Below are 23,147 nucleotides of genomic sequence, written 5' to 3'. Positions count from 1 at the left end.
CACCTGCTTTCTCTTTGCGGTATATCATCAACATGCTTGTAGGGACGGTTGTTCGTTTCCTTCTGTAGTGGGTAGAAACCATCTGCCGCTACAGAAGGAAACGAACAACCGTTCTGGCGTTAGTTAGTGCCTCTTTTTTGCTAAACATATGTCAGGGTGGTTAAACTCAGCCAGTAAACCATGACTTTTCACCCCCTTTTGCCCCAATAAATTGACGCATACCGGTTCAGTTAGTTAGACTCTGCATCAGAACTGGTTTGTCGTGTACGCTTAAATATGGTAAGAGGTAGATCCATGTCACAATTTCACTCTCTGCGGCCAATCCCTGGCGAAGAGGCCGATCTGTCACGAGAGCGCTATTCGCAAAAGCTGCAGGTGATTCCCCCTACAGGCTTGCCATCGGAGACCGAGATGGTACGACCAACCACAGAGACCTTTGCAGCCATCTCTCTTGACAAACATACAGAACCTATTCAACCGCTACAGGCGGTGTCATATAAAACGGTTACTATCCCTTTACAGGCAGTTGCCCAGCCACCCTCGCTTATTTCTGCTTTAGAGGGGACTATGCAGTCGAAGGCGGTGCGGCCAGCAGTTGTCATCCCTGGTTCGCGTCAACGTCCAGAACGGACTCGTGGCGCTGCTCAGAACGGTTCGCGTTTACGAGGAGCAGTGCGTCATGGGCTGGTGACAGCTCTGACCCTTGGGGCTGTGTGTATGACTTTATTTCTGTTTTTCTCTCCACTGGGAAATGGTCAGAATGAGATGCCGATGGTAGGTGGGGCTGTACGCTGGGTTGCCTCGCAACAGTCGGCATTGAGCTTTATCTCTCGCCCACAGATCCAGGCACCTGCAACGACCGCCCCCGCACCAGTTGCGCCAGTCGCGCCAGCCAGTCTCCCAAAAAGTCAGTATATAGCCATTGCTCAGCAGGCAGCCGTTGCGGCAGGAATCCCACCGGATGCTTTTGTGCGCCAGATTAACCAGGAGAGTGGTTTCAATCCCTATGCGGTCTCACCAGCTGGAGCAGTTGGGATTGCGCAGTTTTTGCCCAGTACAGCCGCGGGTCTCGGCATCAACCCTTACGATCCGGTTTCAGCCCTGTATGGAGCTGCACGTTATATGGCAAGTCTGGCAGCTCAATTTGGTGGTGATTACGCAAAAGGTCTGGCAGCGTATAATGCTGGCCCAGGAAATGTACAGCGAGCTATTAATCTTGGTGGTGCGAATTGGCTGGCCTTTATGCCTCTAGAGACACAAAACTACGTTCGCATCATTATGGGGTAAGTGGACCCGGCTACTGAGAATACTATCTCGCATTATCTTTGTATACCATACGATCTGTGGCACCAGCGCAATCAAGCTAATTGCACTGGTGCCACAGATCGTATACTGGCGAAATTGTGTGGTGGCCTTAGAATTGGCGCTCGGAGGGAGGCTCTGGATATCTGAACCCGGAAGGTCGATTGCCTGATGACGAATTGTTCGCATGAAACTGCGAGCTTGCGGGTGAAGGAAACTGAGAGCCAGAAGGTGGATTGCCCCCAAATTGCCGTTGCATATCGCCAGCCAGATTATAGCCCTTATTCGGAAAAACAGGACCAACACCTGGAAACGACGTATTGCCAAGAGCATTTCCACTTTCAACCGTATCCAACTGAAAGGAGATAATACCAGTTCGAATCTCCTGTGCCTGAATCGCCACCTGGCGGGCAAAAGCGATGACATCATTGGCAAAGGACGTATTGAGACGAATAATCTCTGATAGCTCAGTACTTGAGGGCTCAGAGCCACTCTTTGACTTCACATTGCGAACTGCATTGGCAAGGTGGTTCAGATCATTGTCAAGGTCTTGCAAGCTCTGTGAAGATGTATTTTGAACATTCTGAAACTCAGATATCATGCGTTTAAGAACCGTCTCGAGTAAGCGGAGCTCACGAACCTGCATCTGAATCACATCCATAGCAGCCTGACGGTTAGATGTATCGCTCTGTGTATTTAACGACTTACTGAGTCGTGTGATTGAGTGTGAAATTTGCTCTCCCATCGTAATGACAGCCCTCGTATGGCGGAGCATATTGTCTCCCGAGAGCTGTTGGAGGCGCTCGCGAGCTTTCTTCACTTGCAGAGTCAGATCGGCGTTTTTCCCATCCTCAATCTCTGGGGAGCGCATCGTCTCTTTTACATTAAAGCGCAGGGAACGGTTTTCTGCAAACTGGTTAGTGAGAGGAGTAGGTTGTTGTGGAGAAAATGCTTGTTGGGCATTTTTTGGCAACTGAATAGCCTGACTGAAAGCCTCAGCCCGCTCGATCTCCTGACGTACCAGCACATCTAATTGTTCTGCAGTGGCCTTGGTGCGCTGTACAAAGCGGCGGAAGCGTCCAACTGTAAAGTTAAAGGCATTGGCCAGCATCCCGATAGGATCATTGCTGACGGGCGCATTGATGCGTAGATCACCAGCACTTACAACGCGCATATCTGAGAAAAGATGTTCAGCTGCGTTCGTAAGTGCGTCGCGCTGGTTGCGCGACTCCTCTAGCAGACCAACGATGGCGGTGAGCATGGCATTGACCGAAGCCGAGACATCAGCAATCTCGTCGCGACCCACCACATTGACACGCCGATCGAGCTGCCCCTGTTCTACTGCAAGCGTTACCTGACGCAGGTGGCGCAGGCGGCTAATAATTGTTCCAGAGATCAACCAACCAATCACCAGGATCAAGATAAAGGCGATCACAGAGCCAACGACTGTATAGATAAACTGCATCTGCTGTTGTGCGACAGCGGCATCCTCAACGGACGTTGCCAGCTTTCCATTAAAATGGATCAAAGCTCGTAGAGCACTGGTCGTATCAGTGTTCATGAACTCGCCTTGAATCTGTTGAATATGGGCAGCCTCATCCCATTGAGCCGTATCGATAGCCTGAAGAATCTGCTTCTGAGCAGTATTGTACACCCTCCAGGTGCGAACGGTACTGGCGGCCAGCGTTTCCTGCTGCTGAATCTGATTATTATGATTGGCCGCATTCAGTAGAGCCATCTGATCGGGGTGTTTGACCAGAATATCGTTATTGACATAACTATTCAGAAGAGAATCATAGCGATCGGAAAGACTTTTTAGTGCATCTTTCTGTTTCGTTAAATCTTCTTGTGACGATTGTGCCGACGTTTTTGTGCTTAAAATAGTTGTGATCTGAGCATTCATGAGTTGTAGATAGCTGGAACCAGTTGTCAGATTCGTATTGGTCCGTAGAAGCGTCTGATAAAAATTGGCCTGTCCTTGCAGCGAATTCGCGTTTTGTAGACCAATGGCTCCTGTCACGAAAGAAGCGATCAAGGCGGCTAGAATAAAGCCAAGGATCAGACGGGCTCCAATCGGTAGATCAATCAGCAGGTTACTGCTACGTTTTGACGTGGAGCGGATGCGCAGAGTAGTGGCTGGTGGGTTCGGCTGCGCTTTTTGTGGACTATTGGCGGCTTTCACTGTAGACCTCCTCGTTAGCTACGAGCGCGATGGATGAGTTGCCAGAGTTATTAGGAATGTTCGTTGTTGGAAGGTGCATATTACTGATGGGAATATAGTGAATATTCTCAGCGGCATTCTGCACTGGCGGCGAGATCATATAGTCGAGAAAATCATTGATCAAAGGAGTATCCTTCATCGTATACATATGTTCATAGGCCCAGAATGTATAGCGACCAGAAGAGATATTTTCCTGCGTTGGTAAAAAACCATTGATGCCTACTTCATGGACTGAGCTATTGATAACTGACAGTGCAAGATAGCTGATCGCCCCTGGGGTCTTAGCCACCGTATCGCGGACATCGGTTGAAGAATCAATAGTCGTTAGATCGCTTTCATCGCGACCCCCCAGGACATATTTACGAAAAGTATCACGCGTCCCCGAAGTCTTTGTACGTGCCAGCGGAACGATTTTTAAATCTGGCCCACCAACGTCCTTCCAATTGGTAATTGTACGGGTTGTAAAAATTCCAACGATCTGGTCAGGCGTTAACGTATTTGAACTGATTGTGACATCAGGATTAGTAACCATCGCAAAGGGAATAACGCAGACGATATGATCAGTCAGATTGGGATCTGGATAACTGACTGGATCTGCATAGAGATCTGAATCTCCGATATCTACTTTTTCACTTGCAACCTGATCCAGTCCTACCTTGCTTCCTCCACCCTGCACCTTAATTTTTACCTTTGGGTGTTGCTTCATATAAAGCGTTGCAGCCGCAGAGACAAGAGGCTGTAAGGCCGTTGACCCAACAATATTGAGTGATCCACTTACCTCTTCAGTCTGCCCCACCCCTGTACTACAACTGCTGAGAATGAGAAGAAAACTCAGACAGCCAAGCAAAAGGGCACAAGAAATAGAATGTCCTCTCGTTAAAGAGAGCGGGAGATAGGTAATCTGTACTTTACGCTCGCTCATCTGCTTGTTCCTTATCATGACCGTATCCTTTAAATAAGAGATCCAGGGCTCTTTTTATAAAAAGGGGAATCATATAAAAATTAAATTAAAAATCTAAATTGATTATGCATGGGCAAGTTTAAATGATTGTTAACATAGGACTTTTTAACTAATTATCATATTTTTTATTGACGAAATGGAATATATTTTGTCTGTATCTTCTTTTTTTTAGTGATATCTTTTCTATTGATGAGATCAAGCTCAAACGATGATTTATCCTTTTTTTCTAGTGATTTTCTAGTAATAGGAAGAAAGATCAATATGGGAACTATTTTTTCTGAGAGTGCGTCAAAAGAGTAACTGTAGTATTGTTACTTTGCCAATGAAAAAGGAGTTCGCATGATGCGTGCGATGAGAAATACAAAGCCAACGGGTATATGGAGAGTCCTGGGCCTTCTGGTCAGCCTGATAGTTGTTGCCTGTATGTGTGTGGCCTGTGGAAAGGATGCAGCGGGAACAGCCTCGAGCCATGCTCCCCAATCTTCTGCTACGCCAACATCGTTTTCCTCGCCAGTTGTATCTGAGACGCCGCAAGTCTCGCCGACATCAACGACCAGTGTTGCGATCAGTAGTCCCACCCCAGGCACAACCAGCGGAGGAACTGGAAAGGCGACAACCTCACAGCAGGGCTGTCCTACAACGCAGCAGCCAGCGTCAGATTTAGCGCTTGCAACAGTCGTTGTAGAGCCAAAAGACGTTGAGCAGACGGTGACGGCACACATTGGTGATGCAATTGAAGTTCGAGCTCCACTGGGCTTCAAATGGATCGGCCCCACTTCTTCGCAGGGAGGGCTCCAATTAGCGCAACCATCTGGCTATGTCTCCTCTACATATAATGCCTGTATCTGGCATTATACTGCACAAAGTACTGGAAGTATAGACCTTCATTTTCAACGCATGGTTCTCTGTAGGCCAAACGCAATGTGTCCCTATGTTGTTGTTGCGATGTCAATAACTATTGATGTGAAGTAACATACATTGTAGAGAGCACAGGTAGAGAGCACAGAAAAAGCAGCCCGAGCAAATAAATTTGGGCTGCTTTTTCTGTCTATTTTAGCGAAAAAGCAGCGCTTCATCTGGCGTTCTTGACAGAGAAGACTTTTTGCGGGTATGCTACATCTGATTTTTTATATCAAAGACGGATATATACGATCCTGTTGAAGAAGCGTATTGCGCTCTAGTCATCTGATACGAACTACTGGAGAAGAGGTGTTGCTTTGGGACCTGTGCAACGTCGTGATCCATTGTCGATGCTCCCGCTTACACCAGCGGTTCTGCATATTTTATTAGCATTAGTAGATGGTGAGCGCCATGGCTATAGTATTATGCAAGAGGTGGTTGCTCGTAGCGAGGGAACAATGCGTATGGGTCCGGGCACACTGTATGGCTCAATTAAACGGATGCTTGCCGATGGATTGATTGAAGAGGCTGGTGAGCGTACAGATAGCAAGGGAGATGATGAGCGTCGTCGCTACTATCGCTTAACAGATTTTGGTCTTCGCGTGGTTAGAGCCGAAGTGGCGCGCCTTGAGCAGTTGGTTCAAGTAGCTCATGGTAAAAAAATGTTATGGCAACTTGAAGGGGGCCTCTCTTAAAGTTGTCCGAAACCTTCCACTGGTCCTGACAAATCATGTATAATATGCCTAAAAAAATTTCTGTGTTCGTAAAAGGAGCTTTCTATGCCGGATATACTCCCCCATGTTGAGGTAGCTTTGCGTTCGGATGTGGGCCGTACACGCAATCACAATGAGGATAGTATGACCTCAGTGGTCCCCGAGGATCCCGCTGTTTTAGCGTCCAAAGGCATTCTCTTGCTTGTCGCTGATGGAATGGGTGGACATGCCAAGGGTGAGGTGGCTAGTAAGCTGGCTGTTGAAACTATTCCGCAGGCTTACTATCAAGATGAGGGTGAAGATCCCGCAGAGGCTCTTAAGCAAGCAATTCAAAACGCGAATGCAGCTATCTACCAGCAGGTCTCAAATGAAGAGTCGATTAACAGCCGCGCCGGGATGGGGACCACGTGCATTGCCGTAGCATTGCATGGTGATACAGCTTATGCTGCAAATGTGGGGGATAGTCGGGCTTATATTATACGCAATGGCGAAGTGTTGCGGCTCTCACAGGATCATTCGTGGGTTGCTGAACAGGTTCGAGCAGGCATTATTACTGAGAAACAAGCCAGTGTACATCCTCAACGCAACGTCATTACGCGAGCTCTGGGAATTTATCCCAACGTAGAGATTGACCTTCTGACAGAGAAGATTCAGCCTAATGATGTCTTTCTGCTCTGTTCTGATGGCCTCTCGAACCTTGTGAGCAGCGACGAGTTACGCGCTATTTTGGAGGAGCATGAGCCGCAGGAAAGTGCCCAGCGTTTGATCGACTGTGCAAATGCTCATGGTGGATTGGATAATATTACGGCAGTCGTCGCTCGTGTGAGTTCACTGGACTAAATTTGATACGATAGAATCGAAAATTCGAGAATTTGATGAGTATTGTCGTTGTTGTCCGTCTCCTTGTTCTCCTTCTGCTCATTGCATTAACTGTGATCTTAATCACGCGCCGGTTGGACGTGCCCTATACGCTTGGTCTTGTAGTTGTCGGTCTGGGGATTAGCCTGTTTGTGAATACAGGGCCCTTTCACCTGACTCCTGACCTGGTTCTTTTCGTGTTCTTGCCAGCCCTTTTATTTGAGGGTTCCTGGTCAATGTCGGTTCGAGCTTTGCGTGATAATTGGCTGACTATTTTTCTGCTAGCGGTTCCTGGCCTGCTATTAGAAGCCATCCTCATTGCCGTTCCGTTGCGCTTTCTGACGCCTCTTAGCTGGATTGATGCGTTTCTACTGGCAGCTATTCTCTCTCCAACAGACCCGATTGCCGTCCTGGGTTTATTTCGGCAGCTCAAGGTCGACGCGCAGCTATCAACTATTATCGAGGGTGAGAGTCTCTTCAACGATGGTGTGGCAGGTGTTCTGTATCAGGTCGTGCTGGTTTTTGTGCTTGCATCTATTCATCATGTGCAGTTGACCCCATTTCAGATGATCGGTCAAGGTCTGCTAACCTTGCTACAGCAGGCTGGTGGAGGCATAGTGGTAGGGATCTTATGTGGGTTCCTGATCAGCCGTTTTGTGAAATATATTGACGATCCTCTCATTGAGATCACAATTACCATCGTGACGGCATATGGCGTCTATCTTTTAGCCGACTATCTGCATATGTCTGGGATTCTGGCCGTCATTGTGGCTGGCCTGATCCTTGGAAGCTATGGTCAGATGCATGCTATGTCGGAGAGGACGCGCGAGGTGGTGGACAGTTTTTGGAGTGTGATTGCCTTTGTTGCCAACGCACTCCTTTTCTTGTTAGTTGGCGTTCAGCTCGATCCGCTCGAATTTCTACAGTCAGCTCAGCTCTCCCTCTATCTCTCTATCGCAGGCCTCGCCATCGCTGCGGTGCTGGTTGCGCGTTATCTGCTGGTACTGATTCTCCCTGCGCACCTGCCCGGGATGAGATTGCGTTCCTGGCGTTTCTTGATCTTCTGGAGTGGTCTGCGTGGAGCCCTCTCTCTGGCACTGGTGCTGGCTCTGCCTCTGGAACTTCCCAGTCGGGCTGCTTTGCTCTTTGCTACATATGCAGTTGTTTTCTTCACGCTGATGGTTCAGGGCTTTAGCTTGCGCTTTATTCTTCATCGCATACCTTCGCTTCACAATTGATGGAGATCTTCCTCAATGGAGATAAGCTATACTGGTGGAAGTATGAAAGAAAGTAGTCTAGCATTTGAAGGAGCAGGAGGCTATGACAATGGTATCTCTTAATGGCGAGAGTTATCGCTCACGCATTGGTCTGGTAGCCGATTCGCCTAATTTTCCAGCGGCCTGGGAGCAGGTAGTCGAGAAGGTCAAGATTGCGGATGAACTTGGTTTTGATTCGATCTGGCTCAGTGAATCATGGGGCTATGAGCTCTTTACCTCGATGGCAGACCTGATTCGTGTCACCAGACGCATTAAAATTGGGGCGGGCATCGCCAATATTTATTCAAGGACGCCAGCACTGCTTGCGAGCACCGTAGCAACCTTAGACGAGCGCTCGAATGGTCGTATTATCCTTGGATTAGGAGCCTCAGGTGCCAATGTCATTGAGGGCTGGCATGGCCTTCCCTTTGAGAAGCCCGTTCAGCGGACTCGCGAATATATTGAGATCATTCGCATGATCCTGCGCGGTGAGAAGCTGGTCTATCAAGGGGAGTTTTTCCAACTTGAGCGCGGCTTTAAACTCCGCTTTACGCCAGTACGAGCCTATCTTCCTATCTATGTTGCTGCTATGGGACCTAAAAATGTGGAACAGACTGGGGCTCTGGCCGATGGGGTTTTGCCAGTCTACTGGCCAGCAACAAGATGGTCGGAGCTACGCAGGCAGCTGGATAGAGGTTCAGAGCAGGTTGGCCGCCCACCCCATAGCGCTTTGATTGCACCGTTTATTACCAGTGCTATCTTAAGCGAGCAGGCGGATCAGCGAGAACGACAGGCGGCCCGCAATGCTGCTGCTTCTCCGCTGGCATATTATATTGGGAAGATGGGCGTCTATTATGCGCAGATGCTGTCTCGGAATGGTTATGAGGCCGATGTGCAGGCAGTGCTTGAGGGGTGGAAGCAGGGGATGAAATCAGCAATTGCTGCGGTGAGCCCCGAACTGCTGGATGCCGTTGCCATCGTAGGGACGCCTCACGAGATTGCGGAACGCGTGGCACAGTGGGAGACAGCAGGAGTGGACCAGCCGCTGCTCACCATGCCTGCTGGCTCTGTTGATGAGGCAGGCGCTCAACTAGCAGCTCTTAAAGATGCTCTGCCCTTGTAGGCAGAGCATCTATTTGTAATCCATACCTGCCTATTTCAGTCTTCTGCGTAAATAAAGGATATTAGCGGTGATGATAAAGCCAATTAATAAGATAAATCCTATATATGTCCAGGTGTGATCATACTGAGCCATCCCTGCATTTTCTTGAATAATTGTTTGTTGTTGTAGAACAAAATAAATTGCAATTAAAAAAATCATAGATATAATCGGTAAAAGCATATTTTTCAGTCTTCTGGAAGACCGATCAGGGCGTAGTTTTTCCCGTTGTTGATTGCCATAATGTGAAGCAGAATAGCCATCCTGATTGCTATATGCGTGTTCTTCTTCTTGCTGTCTCATCTTGATTTCTTTTTTTCTTCCTACTATGAAATCATAGCAACCTTATATAATCATTAATAATAATAAAAACAGATTGGGAATTCAACATTTTTAATGCTCATTTTGTATGTGAATGACATTATCGTATATTTAGATACTACCAGTTTTTGCAGAGCTATATTTCGATATTCTGACCCTGGATCTACTGACAATGTTCAAGGATAGTTGAGTAAATACCAGCTCTCCATTGAGAGTGGAATGCGTGTGTTGATGCCTGTTAGCGTAATCGCAATCAAGAAATGGGCAAAGATAGTATTCAATCGGAGGATGATCATATTGAAAAAGCAGTCGAAAAAAGCTACAGGTGTTGAGGAATATGTCCTGATCAACGGAATTCACCAGTATCTCTTTCATTCTGGGACAATTGATGAGAATCCAGTCCTGCTATTTTTGCATGGCGGCCCTGGAAGTGCAGCCTCCCTCTTTGCACACGCATTTCAGGACCGATGGGAAGAGTTATTTACCGTAGTCCATTGGGATCAACGGGGAACTGGAAAAACGTTGACAAAGAATCCAGAGAGCTACCCAACTCTAGAAGTACTTCTCCAGGATATTCTGGAAATTGTTCACTATCTCAAGAGCAGATATCACAAACAGAAGATTGTTCTCCTTGGTCATTCCTGGGGAAGTGTTTTAGGCAGCCTTTTTGTCCAGAACCATCCAGAAGAGGTTGAGTACTATATTGGAGTAGGGCAGGTAATTAATAAACTTGCAAGTGAGCGCCTCATCTATGCAAAAGTGAAGGAAGCTATTGTCCAGGCAAACGACCAGAGAGATCTGAAGAAGCTGGAGGCCCTTGGCGACTACCCTGGAGAGCAATCTGATCCGCAATGGCTGAAGAAATCGCTCCAGCTTCGCAAACTGCAAGGGAAATATCATCTCACAATGAAATCAAATGTCTCTCCATTAAAAACTCTCTGGGCGAGCCCTCTTTTTCGCTTCTCCGATCTATCTGCCTTGGTCAAAGGAAATAAAGCAAATAAAGAAATAATGGATTTATTAGGAAGTTTTGATTTAAATGCAGCTCCAATAGACTATAAAGTTCCTCTCTATTACATCGCTGGCGAACAGGACTGGCAGACACCCCTTGCTCTTGTGCAAGACTATGTTCAGAGGATCAATGCCCCGGAGAAAAAGATCTACATCATACCGAATGCTGGACATATGACCATGATTGACCAACTGGCTCTGTTCCTGAACAGCCTGCGCGACATTAAGAACAGTCAACTGTAAATTGAGTCATGAAAAAAATATAGGAATAGAGCCTTCCCCTGATCCAGAGGCTTTCAACCAGAGAATGTACCAAAACGGCTTAAGACCACAATTGCAGATCAGCGCTGAGGTTTTATAAACTGTACAATAAGGACAGTATTCTGTCAGATGTGAATCAGTTCAGAGTAGTGAGCAGCAACTGGCGTAGACCAGCCGCTGCTCATTATGTCTGCTAGCTTCGTTTGCTGAAGCAGACGTTCAATTATCGGCTCTTAAAGAGGCCCTGGCCTCATAAGCGGAGCGAGAAGCGAATTCATCGGCATGTTTGAGACGTTTACTAATAGAAGGGTGGGAATGGAAGAGCACCTCAATCCAGGCGGCTGGCTCAATATCGGCCAGATTCTGATTGGCCAGCCGGGTCATCGCGCTTTTAAAGGCAGCAATCTTATGCGTAGACTGGAGAGCGTACTCGTCTGCCTGATACTCGATCGAACGAGTATAAGTATTGCTGATTGGGAGAATCACCAGACTAAACAGAGCCGTCAGCACCAGGAATAGAGGGATAGTTGCAGCATCTGTCAGAGCCAGATAGGCATGTTGTACATCAATAATCCAATGGAGTAAGAGATTGGCAAGGTAGAGACCAACAAGCATCAGTACGGACTGGCTAATAATCATCTTCCAGATATCGCGGTGGACATGATGCCCTAATTCATGCGCCAGAACCACCTCAATCTCATCGGGAGTATAGCGATCGATCATCGTATCACCCAGAACGATGCGGCGTGTATTGCCCAGGCCCATCAGAGCAGCATTGGCAGCTGTAGTCTTATTGCTCATCTGCATCAGAAATACTCCACGGACATGCGTATGAGCTTTCTCCGCCAGTGCGATCAGGCGCTGTGAGAGCTCACCCTCAGGCAACGGAGTAAATTTATAGAACAGCGGAATAATCAACACAGGAGCGAGATTGGCCATGAGGACAGAGAAGAATAGAATAATGAGCGCCGCCCAGAGCCACCAGAGCTGAGGCTGAAAAGCCAGCAAGGCATAAATTAACGAAATAAAGATGCCTTCCAGAAGAACGCTTAAAATAATACCTTTCCCTTGATCGCTTAGCCAGGCTTTAAAGCTCATCACGGAGAGACCATAGCGATGAGGGAGTACAAAACCGCTATAATAGCTCAATGGAAGTGTAAGAAGCTCGTAAGCCAGAAAAATGAGCAAAAAATAGCTCAAGATCTGTACAGGATACCACCCATGAAGCGGCTGCCACAGTAGAGCAGGAAGCCAGCTACCGGCGCTCTGAATAACATCCCGAAACCACTTATCCAGACCAGTCCCCAGAATAATAGCAATACAGATCGCTGCAACGCCCAGACTACTAAATGAGATCCATCGGTGAATACGAGCGTATTCGCGTGCTTTCTCTTGCCGCTCTATATCGATCTCCATACCCTCGATACTCCTTCTTTGCTAGTAGATGATGAGGGAAAAGCCATGTTTTGTCGTAACAGGACGTTTTGATTGAAAGGCCCGCCAGGCAAATTTACTAATGCCAGCTTGTTTACGAAGAATATGGAGCTGTTCCTCAGTAAAATGCTCTGAGGCGACCAGAACAACGCCTCGTAGCTCTGCGCGGATGGCATTGATACGCGCCTCCAATTCAGATAAGCGTTGAGCATCATGCGGCTGTCCTTGAAGTGAAAGGCGAGCGAGGTCAGCCCACTGACGTGCTGGCTGGCGTAAAGTTGCCACGCGTTCTTGAATAAAAGTGGTTATTTCAACAAAATCTGGAATAGATGAGAGGTGACTCATAACCAAAGCCTCTACTTTCTACACGTTTGATTGGCTGTGTCGATACGCCATCTGAGACAGTGTGGTCGCTTTCAATGTTTAGATCTACACACGCCCCAGATATAACTCATACGGGCACACCGGAATCGTGCAGGAGGGGGGCTATCCTTGCATACACCTACCTTTGTGGTGTGGAAGCGTAATCCTGTCTCTCTTAATAATAGACGTCGTGGACCCTCTTTATGAGGCGTAAATAGGGGTAATTCTATCTACGCCTTTCATGATACGCAAAAATGGTTATGTTAAACTACTGTGCAGATTTTCAAATGAGCGCTGTGCACTTTCCAGGGAAGGAATGGCAGGCTGATCATTCTCAACAATGAAGCGCTGGGTGCCAGAATTGCGGGCAGCCTGGACGATGCCAGCAATATCCAGTGTTCCATCGCCAACCTCAGTAAAGGTGCGCTCTGGCGTCATATCCTTCAAGTGGACGCTTGCAATGCGCCCTGGATGACGATTGATAAATGCGATGGGATCGACGCCTGCAAAGGCGACCCAATAGGTATCTAGCTCAAGCTTCACAAGAGTAGGATCGGTCGTCGCAGCTAGCTGATCCAGCAGAGTGCTCTCACCAGCAGGCTGTAACTCGAAATCATGATTATGATAAGCAAGCGTAATACCACGCTCTTGTAAGCGCTGACCATAAGAATTCAGAGATTCTGAGAAGCGTTTAAATGCATCGCCAGTGCGTAATTTTTCTTCAATCCAGGGAATAATGAGAAGATTGTTCCCAGTTGCAAGACAATAATCTACTTCGCGCTCAAAATCATTTTCAATTGCATAGAGGCCTACGTGGGTTCCAACAGCTTTCAGGCCAGTCTCATGTAATAGAGCTTGCAGTTCAGTGGCTGAAAGATCGCCATAGCCCGCAAATTCTACTCCTGCGTAACCAATCTCAGCCACCCGGCGCACCGTTGCTTTAAAATCTTTTGCGGTCTCGTCTCGTACCGTATATAACTGTAATCCTACAATGTCGGTCATGAAAAACTCTCCTAATAACTAATAAACGGAGGTTGGGACAGACTTTTAAAATATGTCCAGGCTTACCCCTAGTATATCATGTTTTGCAGGTTGCTCTCTCGCCTCGCTAGCAAGCTTATAAGCAGTAAGATTCAACAGGAGAAGAGGATAGGAATGACCAGCGGAACAGGCAAAGAGAGTATGCGAAGGTGCTCTAGATAGAAGAAAGAGCCCGATCCAAAGGCTATCTACCTTCTTCAAGCGGGTAATATAAAACCTGAAGAATTGAATGAGTAGATCTCTGGATCGAGCATTGTTGGCCAGCCTTTTTAATTACTTCTTCTCTTTCTGACTGGCTTTTTTTACTGCGTCATGGATCTCTTTCTGAGCCTGTTCGCGAGGAATTGTCTCGACATCATCCAGCTCATCCTTCTGTGAGCTCTTCTGAGATCCTGAGCCTTTCACCTTCTTAACGGCCTCTTTGAGCTCCTCTTTTTCATCCTCTTTGATAGAATGAACTGCACCCTCGATCTCATGTTCAGCCTGCTCACGGGGGATAGTCTCAACGTCATCTAACTCATCTTTTTCTTTTCGCTCTGGCATCGTTGTCTCCTCTTGATCTTCTCATAGAAGCTGGCGATCCAACTATCCATGATCAAAAGATCATCTGCATACATATGCTCTTCACCTACAACAAAAAGGCATGACATGGTAGACACGATCCCTGCAACAGAGAAGTTACATTCAATTGCACAAACAAAAATATCTGGTTGAGTTGGGCCGTATGAGCTTTGTGAAAGGAAAGTGGGAAGCAAAAACGCGGTCTGGTGAGGTGGGTGAGATGGCAGCGTCCAGCTTTGAAAGAGAAGCGACAAGCAAAAATGCCACCCAGTTAGGCGGGTGAGATGGCAGCGTCCAGCTTGAAAGAAAAGAGAGAAGCAAAAACGCCACTCGGGTAGGCGGGTGAGATGGCAGCGTCCAGCTTGAAAGAAAAGCGAGAAGCAAAAACGCCGCCCAGTTAGGCGGGTGAGATGGCAGCGTCCTATTTTCCCATGCAGTTGCCCGCAGAGTATCATCGGGGCTGAAGAGCTTAACTACCGTGTTCGGGATGGGAACGGGTGGACCCTCTTCGCTACAGCTACCAGCTCACCTGCATAGCCAGGTGGCGTTTTCAACAAGACGAATACTACCAGAACCTTTGAGCTTTGTCAACCCCTTTTGGTCCGTCTTTTTTTCTAGGACTGCATTTTCCTGAACAGAGACGCAAGGAAAGAGAGGATGGCTGTCTCTCCCTGCGTTCCATAGGCCGTACGCGCTGGTTTAGGGATGAAGCACGATTTTGCCGTACGAGGCCCGCGATTCCAGCAAGCGGTGCGCTTTCGCAATTTCTTCAAGCGCGAAAGTGTGCATGATGCGTGGGCGCACCTTCCCTTGCTCGACGTAACGTCGAAAGGCTTGTCTCCCCTGTGCAATGAGATCAGGATGCTGTTGCATGAGAGTGAAGGACGAAAAACCTTCAATCCGTTTCAGCCCCATCATGAGTTGAAAGACGCTCTCTGATGGTAAGGCGGGAATACGCCCACTGGCTGCGCCAGAGACAATGAGACGGCCAAAGGAGGCCAGGAGTGGAAGGCTTTCCACCAGGATCTGACCGCCCACGACATCCAGGATGATATCGACGCCCTTCCCTTCGGTCGCCTGCATGACCTGCCTGGTCCAGCCTGGGTCGGTGTAATTGATCAGTGTATCAGCTCCCAGGGTTTGCGCTACGTCGAGTTTCGTCGCAGAACTGGCAGTGGCGATGATCTGGCCTGCTCCCATGGCGCGTGCCAGTTGTAGCGCAAAATGTCCGATCCCTCCAGCAGCCGCGTGGATCAGCACCCGTTCACCAGGGCGCAGCCGCGCTGATGTCGCCAGCAGATGATACGCCGTCTCGCCTGCAACAGGGAGGGTTACCAGCTCCTCTGGCGAGAGCGAAGCCTCTGGCAAGGGTTGAAAACGGAGTGCGAGAGGTACCAGCGCGTATTCGGCATAGGCTCCCACTGGCGCAAAACCGAGAATCTGTTCTCCCACCTGAACCTCGCTCACCCCAGGCCCCGTCTGGACCACCGTCCCGTACACATAGTCGCCAGGTGCCACCGGGAACGTAGGGGTTCCCCACGGTGAGCCCTCATTGCGCATCTGCGTATCAACATACCCAACATCAATAGCTTCGACTTTGACCAGGACCTGACCGGCCTCAGGCTGAGGAATAGCCGCATTCTCGATCTGTAAAACGTCTGGCGTTCCAGCAGTGTAATATCGCACCAGCTTCATTTCTTTCGTCTTTCTTTTCATTCGATTTCAACAGGTTTACAGACTCGCGTGATGCTCTCGGCGAGAACGGAACAGCAGTCGTACATCAGGATCAGTTCTGAACGGAAGTCGTTGCGTGCCTGAGACTCGAACCTCGTTTGGCGCACGTGCTAGAACGATCACGTCGTCTGTCTGGTGAGAGTATGGAACAATTCCTCTGCAGTAACCAGGAGTGTGTTGTATCATATGTCTAGAAAGACACAGCCTCCAGAGCATGTGCAGGGAGGTCATGAGGAGCCTATGAGAGAAAGAATCAAGAGCCGGGCGGGACTGGCTGATTTTTTACAAAGCCGTCGTGCTCGTCTGCAGCCAGAACAGTTTGATTTCCCAGCATTTCAGAGGCGGCGAACTCCTGGCCTCAGACGAGAAGAGCTTGCCCAATTAGTTGGCGTGGGCGTGTCCTGGTATACCTGGCTTGAGCAAGGTCGGGATATTCAGGTCTCCGATCAGGTCTTAGAACGTCTCGCATCCATTTTGCAACTCAATGAGGAGGAGCGCCGCCATTTGTTTCGCCTGGCGCAAGGTCCAGGCTCATTCCTGGGCGAACAGGGGGATCAAACATATGTACCCAATGCTACTGTGCAGGCTATTCTTGATGGCTTCATATATCCGTCCAGGCTCTTCGATCCACGCTTCAATGTCGTAGGATGGAATGAAAGCGCCAATCGGGTCTTTGGGGATTATGCCAGCCGAACGGCCAGAGAACGCAATGCCCCCTGGTTTCATTTCATGCATCCATCTTCACGCATGTTGGAGATTCATTGGGAACGAGAAGCGTGGCGCTGCCTCGCCTCTCTGCATGCCAGGTCTGATCAATACCCTGATGATCAATGGTTGAACGAGTTGATTGCAGAGTTGCAGCAAGCCAGTCCAGAGTTTCGCGCCTGGTGGCCTGAGCATGAGATTGTACTGGACTGTGGGAGCATCTATGAAATCAATCACCCGCTGGTTGGACGTCTTGCCTTACACCCCACGGTTTTCCCCATGCCTGAGCAGCCTGACTTACAGATGATTGTCTATACTCCGCTGGCTCAGGAAGGCACCGCAGCAAAACTGAGCGTGTTAATGAGTGGAGAGAGCCAATATCACAAGATGATATCGTAATGCCTGGATGAACTATGTTTGAAATGGCACGCGCGTTGTTGTTGCGGCGGATCGATCCCAGAGAACAATGCAGCCTACCTTTTTTATATGAAGGCAAGGCGCACGATGTTCGCTCCTCCCAGTCTCGTTTCGAGGTGGGAATGAAACGCGAGTAGGTGCAAAAGGGAGAGAGGAAAGAGACGCCCTCCTTGACATAGAGAGTCTTCCACATCGTGCCTCTGCACCATGGTTGCTCCTCCATAGCTTCGTTTCCCCATTTTCCGTTTTCCACTTGAGCTATGGAGGGGCTTACAGAGCGGAGTGGGAACAGAGGAAAGAGACAAGCGACTTTCCCTACTTGATATCATTTTATACGCAAAATAGAGCATGATATGACAAGACAAGTAGGGCGTCTCCTTCCTGAACGTGTAGCTGCACCATGCCAGCCCCTCCATCGCCCATGGTCACGTTGCGTGATGAAGGGGCGACCAGAGCGGAGTTGAAACGAGCCCCTTCCCAACGCTTCCCCGCTTCTGCACGAACCAGCAAAGCCCAGCAAAAAGTCAGCCCCCTCTTGACAGCCCCTTTCCCGAGTGCTATACTCCGTGAGCTGTCGTTTCCAGACAATCACTCTCTCAAGGGTGCTCCTGTCCGCAAACCCCCGGCTGTGCCACGATAACGTGGCCCCTCAGGAAGTTGTCCTTCCCGATGATGTGCACGACCACACGGTTCGTCCGTAGGTCTTTCAGCCCTCTTCAGAGGCCGGAAGCGTCCACACAACGGAGAAGAAGGACTTTCGGGGCAGGCGAAAAAACTCAACGAGAAAACGCTTGACAGACCCCGAGGAATGTGAGATACTACAGCAGTCGTCGCGAGAACGCCAAAACAAAGCAATCGAGCGAGACACCCGAGAGCTACGGTTCTCGATCAGTCGCACTTTGACAACTGAAGAGTGGAAAGCAGAACAGTAACTGGTTTTAGAGAAGTAACAAGACACCAGTTCCTGTCAATTCAATCACTTGGCTCACGCTAAGTGATGCAAATCTGCGAACAAGCCAAGCAATAAACACTTGGACTGGATCGCGAACTACACAATGCATTTTCGGGAGGCCCGCTGTGGCTCTCTTGAACATAAATTGGATGGCGAGTTTGATCCTGGCTCAGGATAAACGCTGGCGGCGTGCCTAACACATGCAAGTCGAACGCACTCAGCAATGAGTGAGTGGCGGACGGGTGAGTAACGCGTGGATTATCTGCCCCAAAGTGAGGAATACCGGCGAGAAATCGCCGACAATACCGCATATGCTCGCAAGAGGAAAGCTCGCAAGGGCGCTTTGGGATGGGTCTGCGTCTGATTAGCTAGTTGGTGAGGTCAAGGCTTACCAAGGCGACGATCAGTAGCTGGTCTGAGAGGACGATCAGCCACACTGGGATTGAGAACGGCCCAGACTCCTACGGGGGGCAGCAGTGAGGAATTTTCGTCAATGGGGGCAACCCTGAACGAGCAACGCCGCGTGCAGGATGACGGTTTTCGGATCGTAAACTGCTTTTCTTGGGGACGAGAACGGACGGTACCCAAGGAAGAAGCCCCGGCTAACTACGTGCCAGCAGCCGCGGTAATACGTAGGGGGCAAGCGTTGTCCGGATTTATTGGGCGTAAAGCGCACGCAGGCGGTCAGGTAAGTTTGTACTGACAATCTCCGGCTCAACTGGAGAGGGTGTATGAAGACTGCCCGACTTGAGGGCTTCAGAGGGACACGGAATTCCGGGTGGAGTGGTGAAATGCGTAGATATCCGGAGGAACACCAATGGCGAAGGCAGTGTCCTGGGAAGTACCTGACGCTCAGGTGCGAAAGCCAGGGGAGCGAACGGGATTAGATACCCCGGTAGTCCTGGCCGTAAACGATGACCACTAGGCGTTGGAGGGTTCGACCCCTTCAGTGCCGGAGCTAACGTTTGAAGTGGTCCGCCTGGGGAGTACGGTCGCAAGATTAAAACTCAAAGGAATTGACGGGGACCCGCACAAGCAGCGGAGCGTGTGGTTTAATTCGATGCAACGCGAAGAACCTTACCAGGACTTGACATGGAATTGCACCAGCGGTAACGCGCTGTCCCTTCGGGGCGGTTCCACAGGTGCTGCATGGCTGTCGTCAGCTCGTGTCGTGAGATGTTGGGTTAAGTCCCGCAACGAGCGCAACCCCTGTCGTTAGTTGAATGGTCTAACGAAACTGCCGCGATCAACGTGGAGGAAGGCGGGGATGACGTCAAGTCAGCACGGCCCTTACGTCCTGGGCGACACACACGCTACAATGGTCGAGACAAAGAGTTGCGAACCCGCGAGGGGGAGCCAATCTCGTCAAACTTGGCCTCAGTTCAGATTGGAGGCTGCAACCCGCCTCCATGAAGTGGGAGTTGCTAGTAACCGTAGGTCAGCACACTACGGTGAATACGTTCCCGGGTCTTGTACACACCGCCCGTCACACCACGAAAGTCGGCAACACCTGAAGCCGCTGGGCTAACCCTTCGGGGGGGCAAGCGTCGAGGGTGGGGTCGGTGATTGGGGTGAAGTCGTAACAAGGTAGCCGTACCGGAAGGTGCGGCTGGATCACCTCCTTTCTAGGGAGCTTTGATCTCTTTCGAGAGATCCACTCCTAGGTCGAAACAGGAAATGGTCGTTACTTTTGCAAGCCAGAGGGCTGGCTGGTTTCCACTCTCCAGTGGTTGGGGTTCTCCCTGATCACGTGCACCTGAACAACTGAAGAGGATATTCCTTCAATTTTGCTGAGCGATGAAGATTGCAAGCACGAGTTGAAGCAGAGCAAGCAAGACACCATCAAGACCGTAGAAACGAACAAGCTACACAGAGTACGAGGTGGATGCCTTGGCACGAAAGACCGATGAAGGACGCGGAGACCGGCGAAACGTTCGAGGGGAGCTGCATACAAGCCATGAACCTCGAGATTCCGAATGGGGCAACCCATCCAGAGTGATGTCTGGATACTCCCTGTTGAACACATAGACAGGGCAGAGGGCAGCGGGCGAACTGAAACATCTCAGTAGCTCGACGAAAAGAAATCAACCGAGATTCCCGTAGTAGTGGCGAGCGAACCGGGAGGAGCCCAAACCATCCGTTCTTCGGAACGGGCGGGGTTGTAGGACTCGCAACAAACAATGGCCGATCATTCGAATGCGTTGGAAAGCGCAACCAGAGCAGGTGAGAGTCCTGTAGAAGACGATCAACCGGCGTGGGCGAGGATCCTGAGTACCACGAGGCACGTGAAACCTTGTGGGAAGCTGGGGGGACCACCCTCCAAGGCTCAACATCTTTCGTGACCGATAGCGAACAAGTACCGTGAGGGAAAGGTGAAAAGCACCCCGAGAGGGGGATGAAAGAGACCCTGAAACCACGTACTCACCAGCAGTCAGAGGCCACTGTTCCAGGAGGAACTAAGGGCTGATGGCGTGCCTTTTGTAGAATGATCCGGCGAGTGCATCGTCGTAGCAGGTTAACCAACGCTAAAGTTGGGGAGCCAGAGGGCAACCGAGTCTGAAGCAGGCGCGCGTTGCGGCGATGCGACCCGAAACCACGTGAGCTATCCATGAGCAGAGTGAAGCGGATGTGACAGTCCGTCGAGGCTCGAACCCACCAGTGTTGCAAAACTGGGGGATGACTTGTGGATAGGGGAGAAATTCCAATCGAACGTGGAGATAGCTGGTTCTCCCCGAAATGTATTGAGGTACAGCTGCATGTGTTGTCTGTTGGAGGTAGAGCGCTGGAAAGGCTCGGGGCCCTGTGCGGGTTACCAACCCTTCTCAAACTGCGAATGCCAGCAGAGTGGAGCATGCAAGTGAGACAGTGGGGGCTAAGCTTCATTGTCAAAAGGGAAACAGCCCAGATCACCGGCTAAGGTCTCCAAATCACTGCTCAGTGTCAAAGGGAGTCAGTACGCAATAACAGCCAGGATGTTGGCTTAGAAGCAGCCATCATTGAAAGAGTGCGTAATAGCTCACTGGTCGAGTGTAGTGGCACCGACAACGTAGCGAGGCTTAAGCAGTGTACCGAAGCCGTGAATTGCATCCTTGTGGTGCAATGGTAGGGGAGCGTTCTCAAGCAGAGAAGCCAGACCGCAAGGACTGGTGGAGCGACGAGAAGTGAGAATGCCGGAATGAGTAGCGCAATCTCTGTGAAAACCAGAGACACCGAATGCCTGAGGGTTCCTGGGCACCGTCAATCGTCCCAGGGTGAGTCGGGCCCTAAGCCGAGGACGTCATAGTCGTAGGCGATGGAAAGCAGGTCAGAGATTCCTGCACTAGCGTCAGATCGTGATCAACAATGGGGGGACGCAGTAGGGAAGGTGAACCGATCGAATGGACAGGATCGGCGTGTCGTTTGAAGTGCGAGACCGAGGCAAATCCCGGTCTCCTGTGCATGACAGCGGCACCGAGCGCGAGCAATCGTGCGGAAGTCATCGGACCCCAGGCTGCCAAGAAAAGCCTCTCGTGAGAGCTGACGCTACCCGTACCGCAAACCGACACTGGTAGGCAGGGGGAACTCCCCCAAGGTGATCGAGCGACCCTCTGTTAAGGAACTCGGCAAATTGACCCCGTACCTTCGGTAGAAGGGGTGCCCCAGTAGCGTGTTTCGATGCGTGAGGGGGCTGCAAGAAATTGGCTCAACCGACTGTTTACCAAAAACACAGGTCTCTGCGAACGCGAAAGCGGAAGTATAGGGGCTGACTCCTGCCCAGTGCCGGAAGGTTAAGCTGAGTGGTGTTCGTAGCCACGAGGTGAAGCCCCGGTGAACGGCGGCCGTAACTATAACGGTCCTAAGGTAGCGAAATTCCTTGTCGGGTAAGTTCCGACCCGCACGAAAGGAGTAACGAGTTGAGCACTGTCTCGACAGAGGACTCGGCGAAATTGAAGTACCCGTGAAGATACGGGTTACCCACGACAGGACAAAAAGACCCCGTGGAGCTTTACTACAGCTTGGCCTGGATACGAGGGACAGCGTGCGTAGCATAGGTGGGAGCCGAAGAATCCATCCTTGTGGGGGTGGAGGAGGCAGCAGTGAAATACCACTCTCGTTGTGTTTTGTGTCTCACGCCAGACCGTGAACCGGTTGGCAGACAGGACCAGGTGGGTAGTTTGACTGGGGCGGTCGCCTCCCAAAGAGTAACGGAGGCGCTCAAAGGTTCTCTCCGGGTGGATGGACATCACCCTTCAAGAGTGTAAAGGCAGAAGAGAGCTTGACTGCAAGGCAGACGCGCCGAGCAGGGACGAAAGTCGGACTTAGTGATCCCACATTCCCGAGTGGAAGGAGTGTGGCTCAACGGATAAAAGCTACCCCGGGGATAACAGGCTTATCTTGCCCAAGAGTTCACATCGACGGCAAGGTTTGGCACCTCGATGTCGGCTCGTCGCATCCTGGGGCTGGAGTAGGTCCCAAGGGTTGGGCTGTTCGCCCATGAAAGCGGCACGCGAGCTGGGTTCAGAACGTCGCGAGACAGTTCGGTCTCTATCCGTCGTGGGCGTAGGAAGATTGAGGGGCGTCATCTCCAGTACGAGAGGACCGAGATGGCTGAACCGCTGGTGTGCCAGTTGGCCTGCCCGGGCCACAGCTGGATAGCTATGTTCAGAAGGGATAAGCGCTGAAGGCATCTAAGCGCGAAGCCGCACCCAAGATGAGTCTTCCCATCACTTTGTGTGATCAAGATCCCAGGAAGAAGACCTGGTGGATAGACGACGCGTGGACGCCTGGTAACAGGTGGAGCGAAGTCGCCCTAATGATCGTACGGCTTGTCATTCAGGTCTTGAGTGGGTGAGCGAGCAGAAATCGGCTTGAACGCGTGGTTGCAAGCGGCACGCTCGGCAAAATTGAGAGAATATCCTCAACAGTTGGCACCATCAGGTGCAATGGAACAAAGAGAGAAGTCAGGATTGTAAGATCCTGGCTTTTTTTGTGTTTATG

General features: G+C 50.1%; 18 protein-coding genes and 3 rRNA genes. 12 read left to right on the top strand and 9 right to left on the bottom strand.

Going from position 1 to position 23,147, the window contains the following annotated elements; translation table 11 throughout:
- Positions 1 to 294 precede the first annotated feature (294 nt).
- On the top strand, positions 295 to 1,287 hold the full coding sequence (locus EL628_RS00225; RefSeq protein WP_218028849.1) for a lytic transglycosylase domain-containing protein: 993 nt from the start codon (positions 295 to 297) through the stop codon (positions 1,285 to 1,287).
- A gap of 127 nt (positions 1,288 to 1,414) precedes the next feature.
- Here the strand turns inward: EL628_RS00225 and EL628_RS00220 are convergent, their stop codons facing one another.
- Entirely contained in the window at positions 1,415 to 3,484 is a 2,070-nt protein-coding gene (locus EL628_RS00220) for a HAMP domain-containing protein (protein ID WP_126577803.1), read from the bottom strand.
- Positions 3,468 to 4,445, bottom strand: a complete 978-nt coding sequence (locus EL628_RS00215; RefSeq protein WP_126577802.1) for a phosphate ABC transporter substrate-binding protein — start codon at positions 4,443 to 4,445, stop codon at positions 3,468 to 3,470. The genes EL628_RS00220 and EL628_RS00215 overlap by 17 nt, the downstream gene beginning before the upstream one ends.
- A 378-nt stretch (positions 4,446 to 4,823) precedes the next feature.
- On the opposite strand from EL628_RS00215, the gene EL628_RS00210 reads away from it, so the two are divergent.
- From EL628_RS00210 to EL628_RS00190, 5 genes are all read left to right on the top strand, one after another.
- A complete protein-coding gene (locus EL628_RS00210) occupies positions 4,824 to 5,456 on the top strand; it encodes a hypothetical protein (RefSeq protein ID WP_126577801.1) in 633 nt (210 codons plus the stop codon).
- A 254-nt stretch (positions 5,457 to 5,710) separates the two neighbouring features.
- Positions 5,711 to 6,079 (top strand): PadR family transcriptional regulator, encoded by a 369-nt coding sequence (locus EL628_RS00205; RefSeq protein WP_245994195.1) that lies wholly within the window; start codon positions 5,711 to 5,713, stop codon positions 6,077 to 6,079.
- A gap of 84 nt (positions 6,080 to 6,163) precedes the next feature.
- Entirely contained in the window at positions 6,164 to 6,937 is a 774-nt protein-coding gene (locus EL628_RS00200; protein ID WP_126577800.1) for a Stp1/IreP family PP2C-type Ser/Thr phosphatase, read from the top strand.
- Positions 6,938 to 6,972: 35 nt separating this feature from the next.
- Entirely contained in the window at positions 6,973 to 8,193 is a 1,221-nt protein-coding gene (locus EL628_RS00195) for a cation:proton antiporter (RefSeq protein ID WP_126577799.1), read from the top strand.
- 82 nt (positions 8,194 to 8,275) lie between these two features.
- Positions 8,276 to 9,334, top strand: coding sequence for an LLM class flavin-dependent oxidoreductase (locus EL628_RS00190; RefSeq protein ID WP_126577798.1), 1,059 nt, complete (start codon positions 8,276 to 8,278; stop codon positions 9,332 to 9,334).
- 30 nt (positions 9,335 to 9,364) lie between these two features.
- On the opposite strand, the gene EL628_RS00185 is transcribed toward EL628_RS00190, so the two are convergent.
- Complete coding sequence (locus EL628_RS00185; RefSeq protein ID WP_126577797.1) at positions 9,365 to 9,673, bottom strand: hypothetical protein; 309 nt, start codon at positions 9,671 to 9,673, stop codon at positions 9,365 to 9,367.
- A gap of 306 nt (positions 9,674 to 9,979) precedes the next feature.
- On the opposite strand from EL628_RS00185, the gene EL628_RS00180 reads away from it, so the two are divergent.
- Complete coding sequence (locus EL628_RS00180; RefSeq protein WP_126577796.1) at positions 9,980 to 10,945, top strand: alpha/beta fold hydrolase; 966 nt, start codon at positions 9,980 to 9,982, stop codon at positions 10,943 to 10,945.
- 237 nt (positions 10,946 to 11,182) lie between these two features.
- Here EL628_RS00180 and EL628_RS00175 read toward each other — a convergent pair whose 3' ends face one another.
- From EL628_RS00175 to EL628_RS00160, 4 genes are all read right to left on the bottom strand, one after another.
- Positions 11,183 to 12,379, bottom strand: coding sequence for a M48 family metallopeptidase (locus EL628_RS00175; RefSeq protein WP_126577795.1), 1,197 nt, complete (start codon positions 12,377 to 12,379; stop codon positions 11,183 to 11,185).
- 21 nt (positions 12,380 to 12,400) lie between these two features.
- Positions 12,401 to 12,742 carry a hypothetical protein gene (locus EL628_RS00170; RefSeq protein WP_126577794.1) on the bottom strand — a complete coding sequence of 114 codons (342 nt, stop codon included), beginning with the start codon at positions 12,740 to 12,742 and terminating at the stop codon, positions 12,401 to 12,403.
- 276 nt (positions 12,743 to 13,018) lie between these two features.
- Positions 13,019 to 13,762, bottom strand: a complete 744-nt coding sequence (locus EL628_RS00165; RefSeq protein ID WP_126577793.1) for a sugar phosphate isomerase/epimerase family protein — start codon at positions 13,760 to 13,762, stop codon at positions 13,019 to 13,021.
- Positions 13,763 to 14,074: 312 nt separating this feature from the next.
- A complete protein-coding gene (locus EL628_RS00160; protein WP_126577792.1) occupies positions 14,075 to 14,344 on the bottom strand; it encodes a hypothetical protein in 270 nt (89 codons plus the stop codon).
- A 145-nt stretch (positions 14,345 to 14,489) separates the two neighbouring features.
- On the opposite strand from EL628_RS00160, the gene EL628_RS29670 reads away from it, so the two are divergent.
- On the top strand, positions 14,490 to 14,645 hold the full coding sequence (locus EL628_RS29670) for a hypothetical protein (protein ID WP_161975169.1): 156 nt from the start codon (positions 14,490 to 14,492) through the stop codon (positions 14,643 to 14,645).
- Between the two features lie 125 nt (positions 14,646 to 14,770).
- Here the strand turns inward: EL628_RS29670 and rrf are convergent.
- Together rrf and EL628_RS00150 are read right to left on the bottom strand one after the other, a co-directional pair.
- Positions 14,771 to 14,887, bottom strand: a 5S ribosomal RNA gene (gene rrf, locus EL628_RS00155).
- Between the two features lie 174 nt (positions 14,888 to 15,061).
- Positions 15,062 to 16,057: a quinone oxidoreductase family protein gene (locus EL628_RS00150; protein WP_161975168.1), complete on the bottom strand. Its 996-nt coding sequence runs from the start codon at positions 16,055 to 16,057 to the stop codon at positions 15,062 to 15,064.
- A 225-nt stretch (positions 16,058 to 16,282) separates the two neighbouring features.
- Between EL628_RS00150 and EL628_RS00145 the strand changes: the two genes are divergently transcribed.
- From EL628_RS00145 to EL628_RS00130, 4 genes are all read left to right on the top strand, one after another.
- The gene (locus tag EL628_RS00145; RefSeq protein WP_126577790.1) at positions 16,283 to 17,200 is read left to right on the top strand and encodes a helix-turn-helix transcriptional regulator; all 918 of its coding nucleotides are present in this window, start codon (positions 16,283 to 16,285) and stop codon (positions 17,198 to 17,200) included.
- 418 nt (positions 17,201 to 17,618) lie between these two features.
- Positions 17,619 to 17,858: a hypothetical protein gene (locus EL628_RS00140; RefSeq protein ID WP_126577789.1), complete on the top strand. Its 240-nt coding sequence runs from the start codon at positions 17,619 to 17,621 to the stop codon at positions 17,856 to 17,858.
- A 458-nt stretch (positions 17,859 to 18,316) separates the two neighbouring features.
- Positions 18,317 to 19,795 (top strand): 16S ribosomal RNA (locus EL628_RS00135).
- 233 nt (positions 19,796 to 20,028) lie between these two features.
- A 23S ribosomal RNA gene (locus tag EL628_RS00130) occupies positions 20,029 to 22,983 on the top strand.
- The last annotated feature ends 164 nt before the right edge of the window (positions 22,984 to 23,147 follow it).

It is taken from the genome of Tengunoibacter tsumagoiensis (assembly GCF_003967535.1).
Classification (GTDB): domain Bacteria; phylum Chloroflexota; class Ktedonobacteria; order Ktedonobacterales; family Ktedonobacteraceae; genus Tengunoibacter; species Tengunoibacter tsumagoiensis.
Note: the sequence above shows the minus strand (reverse complement) of the source record. Positions and strands in the feature narration are given on the sequence as shown.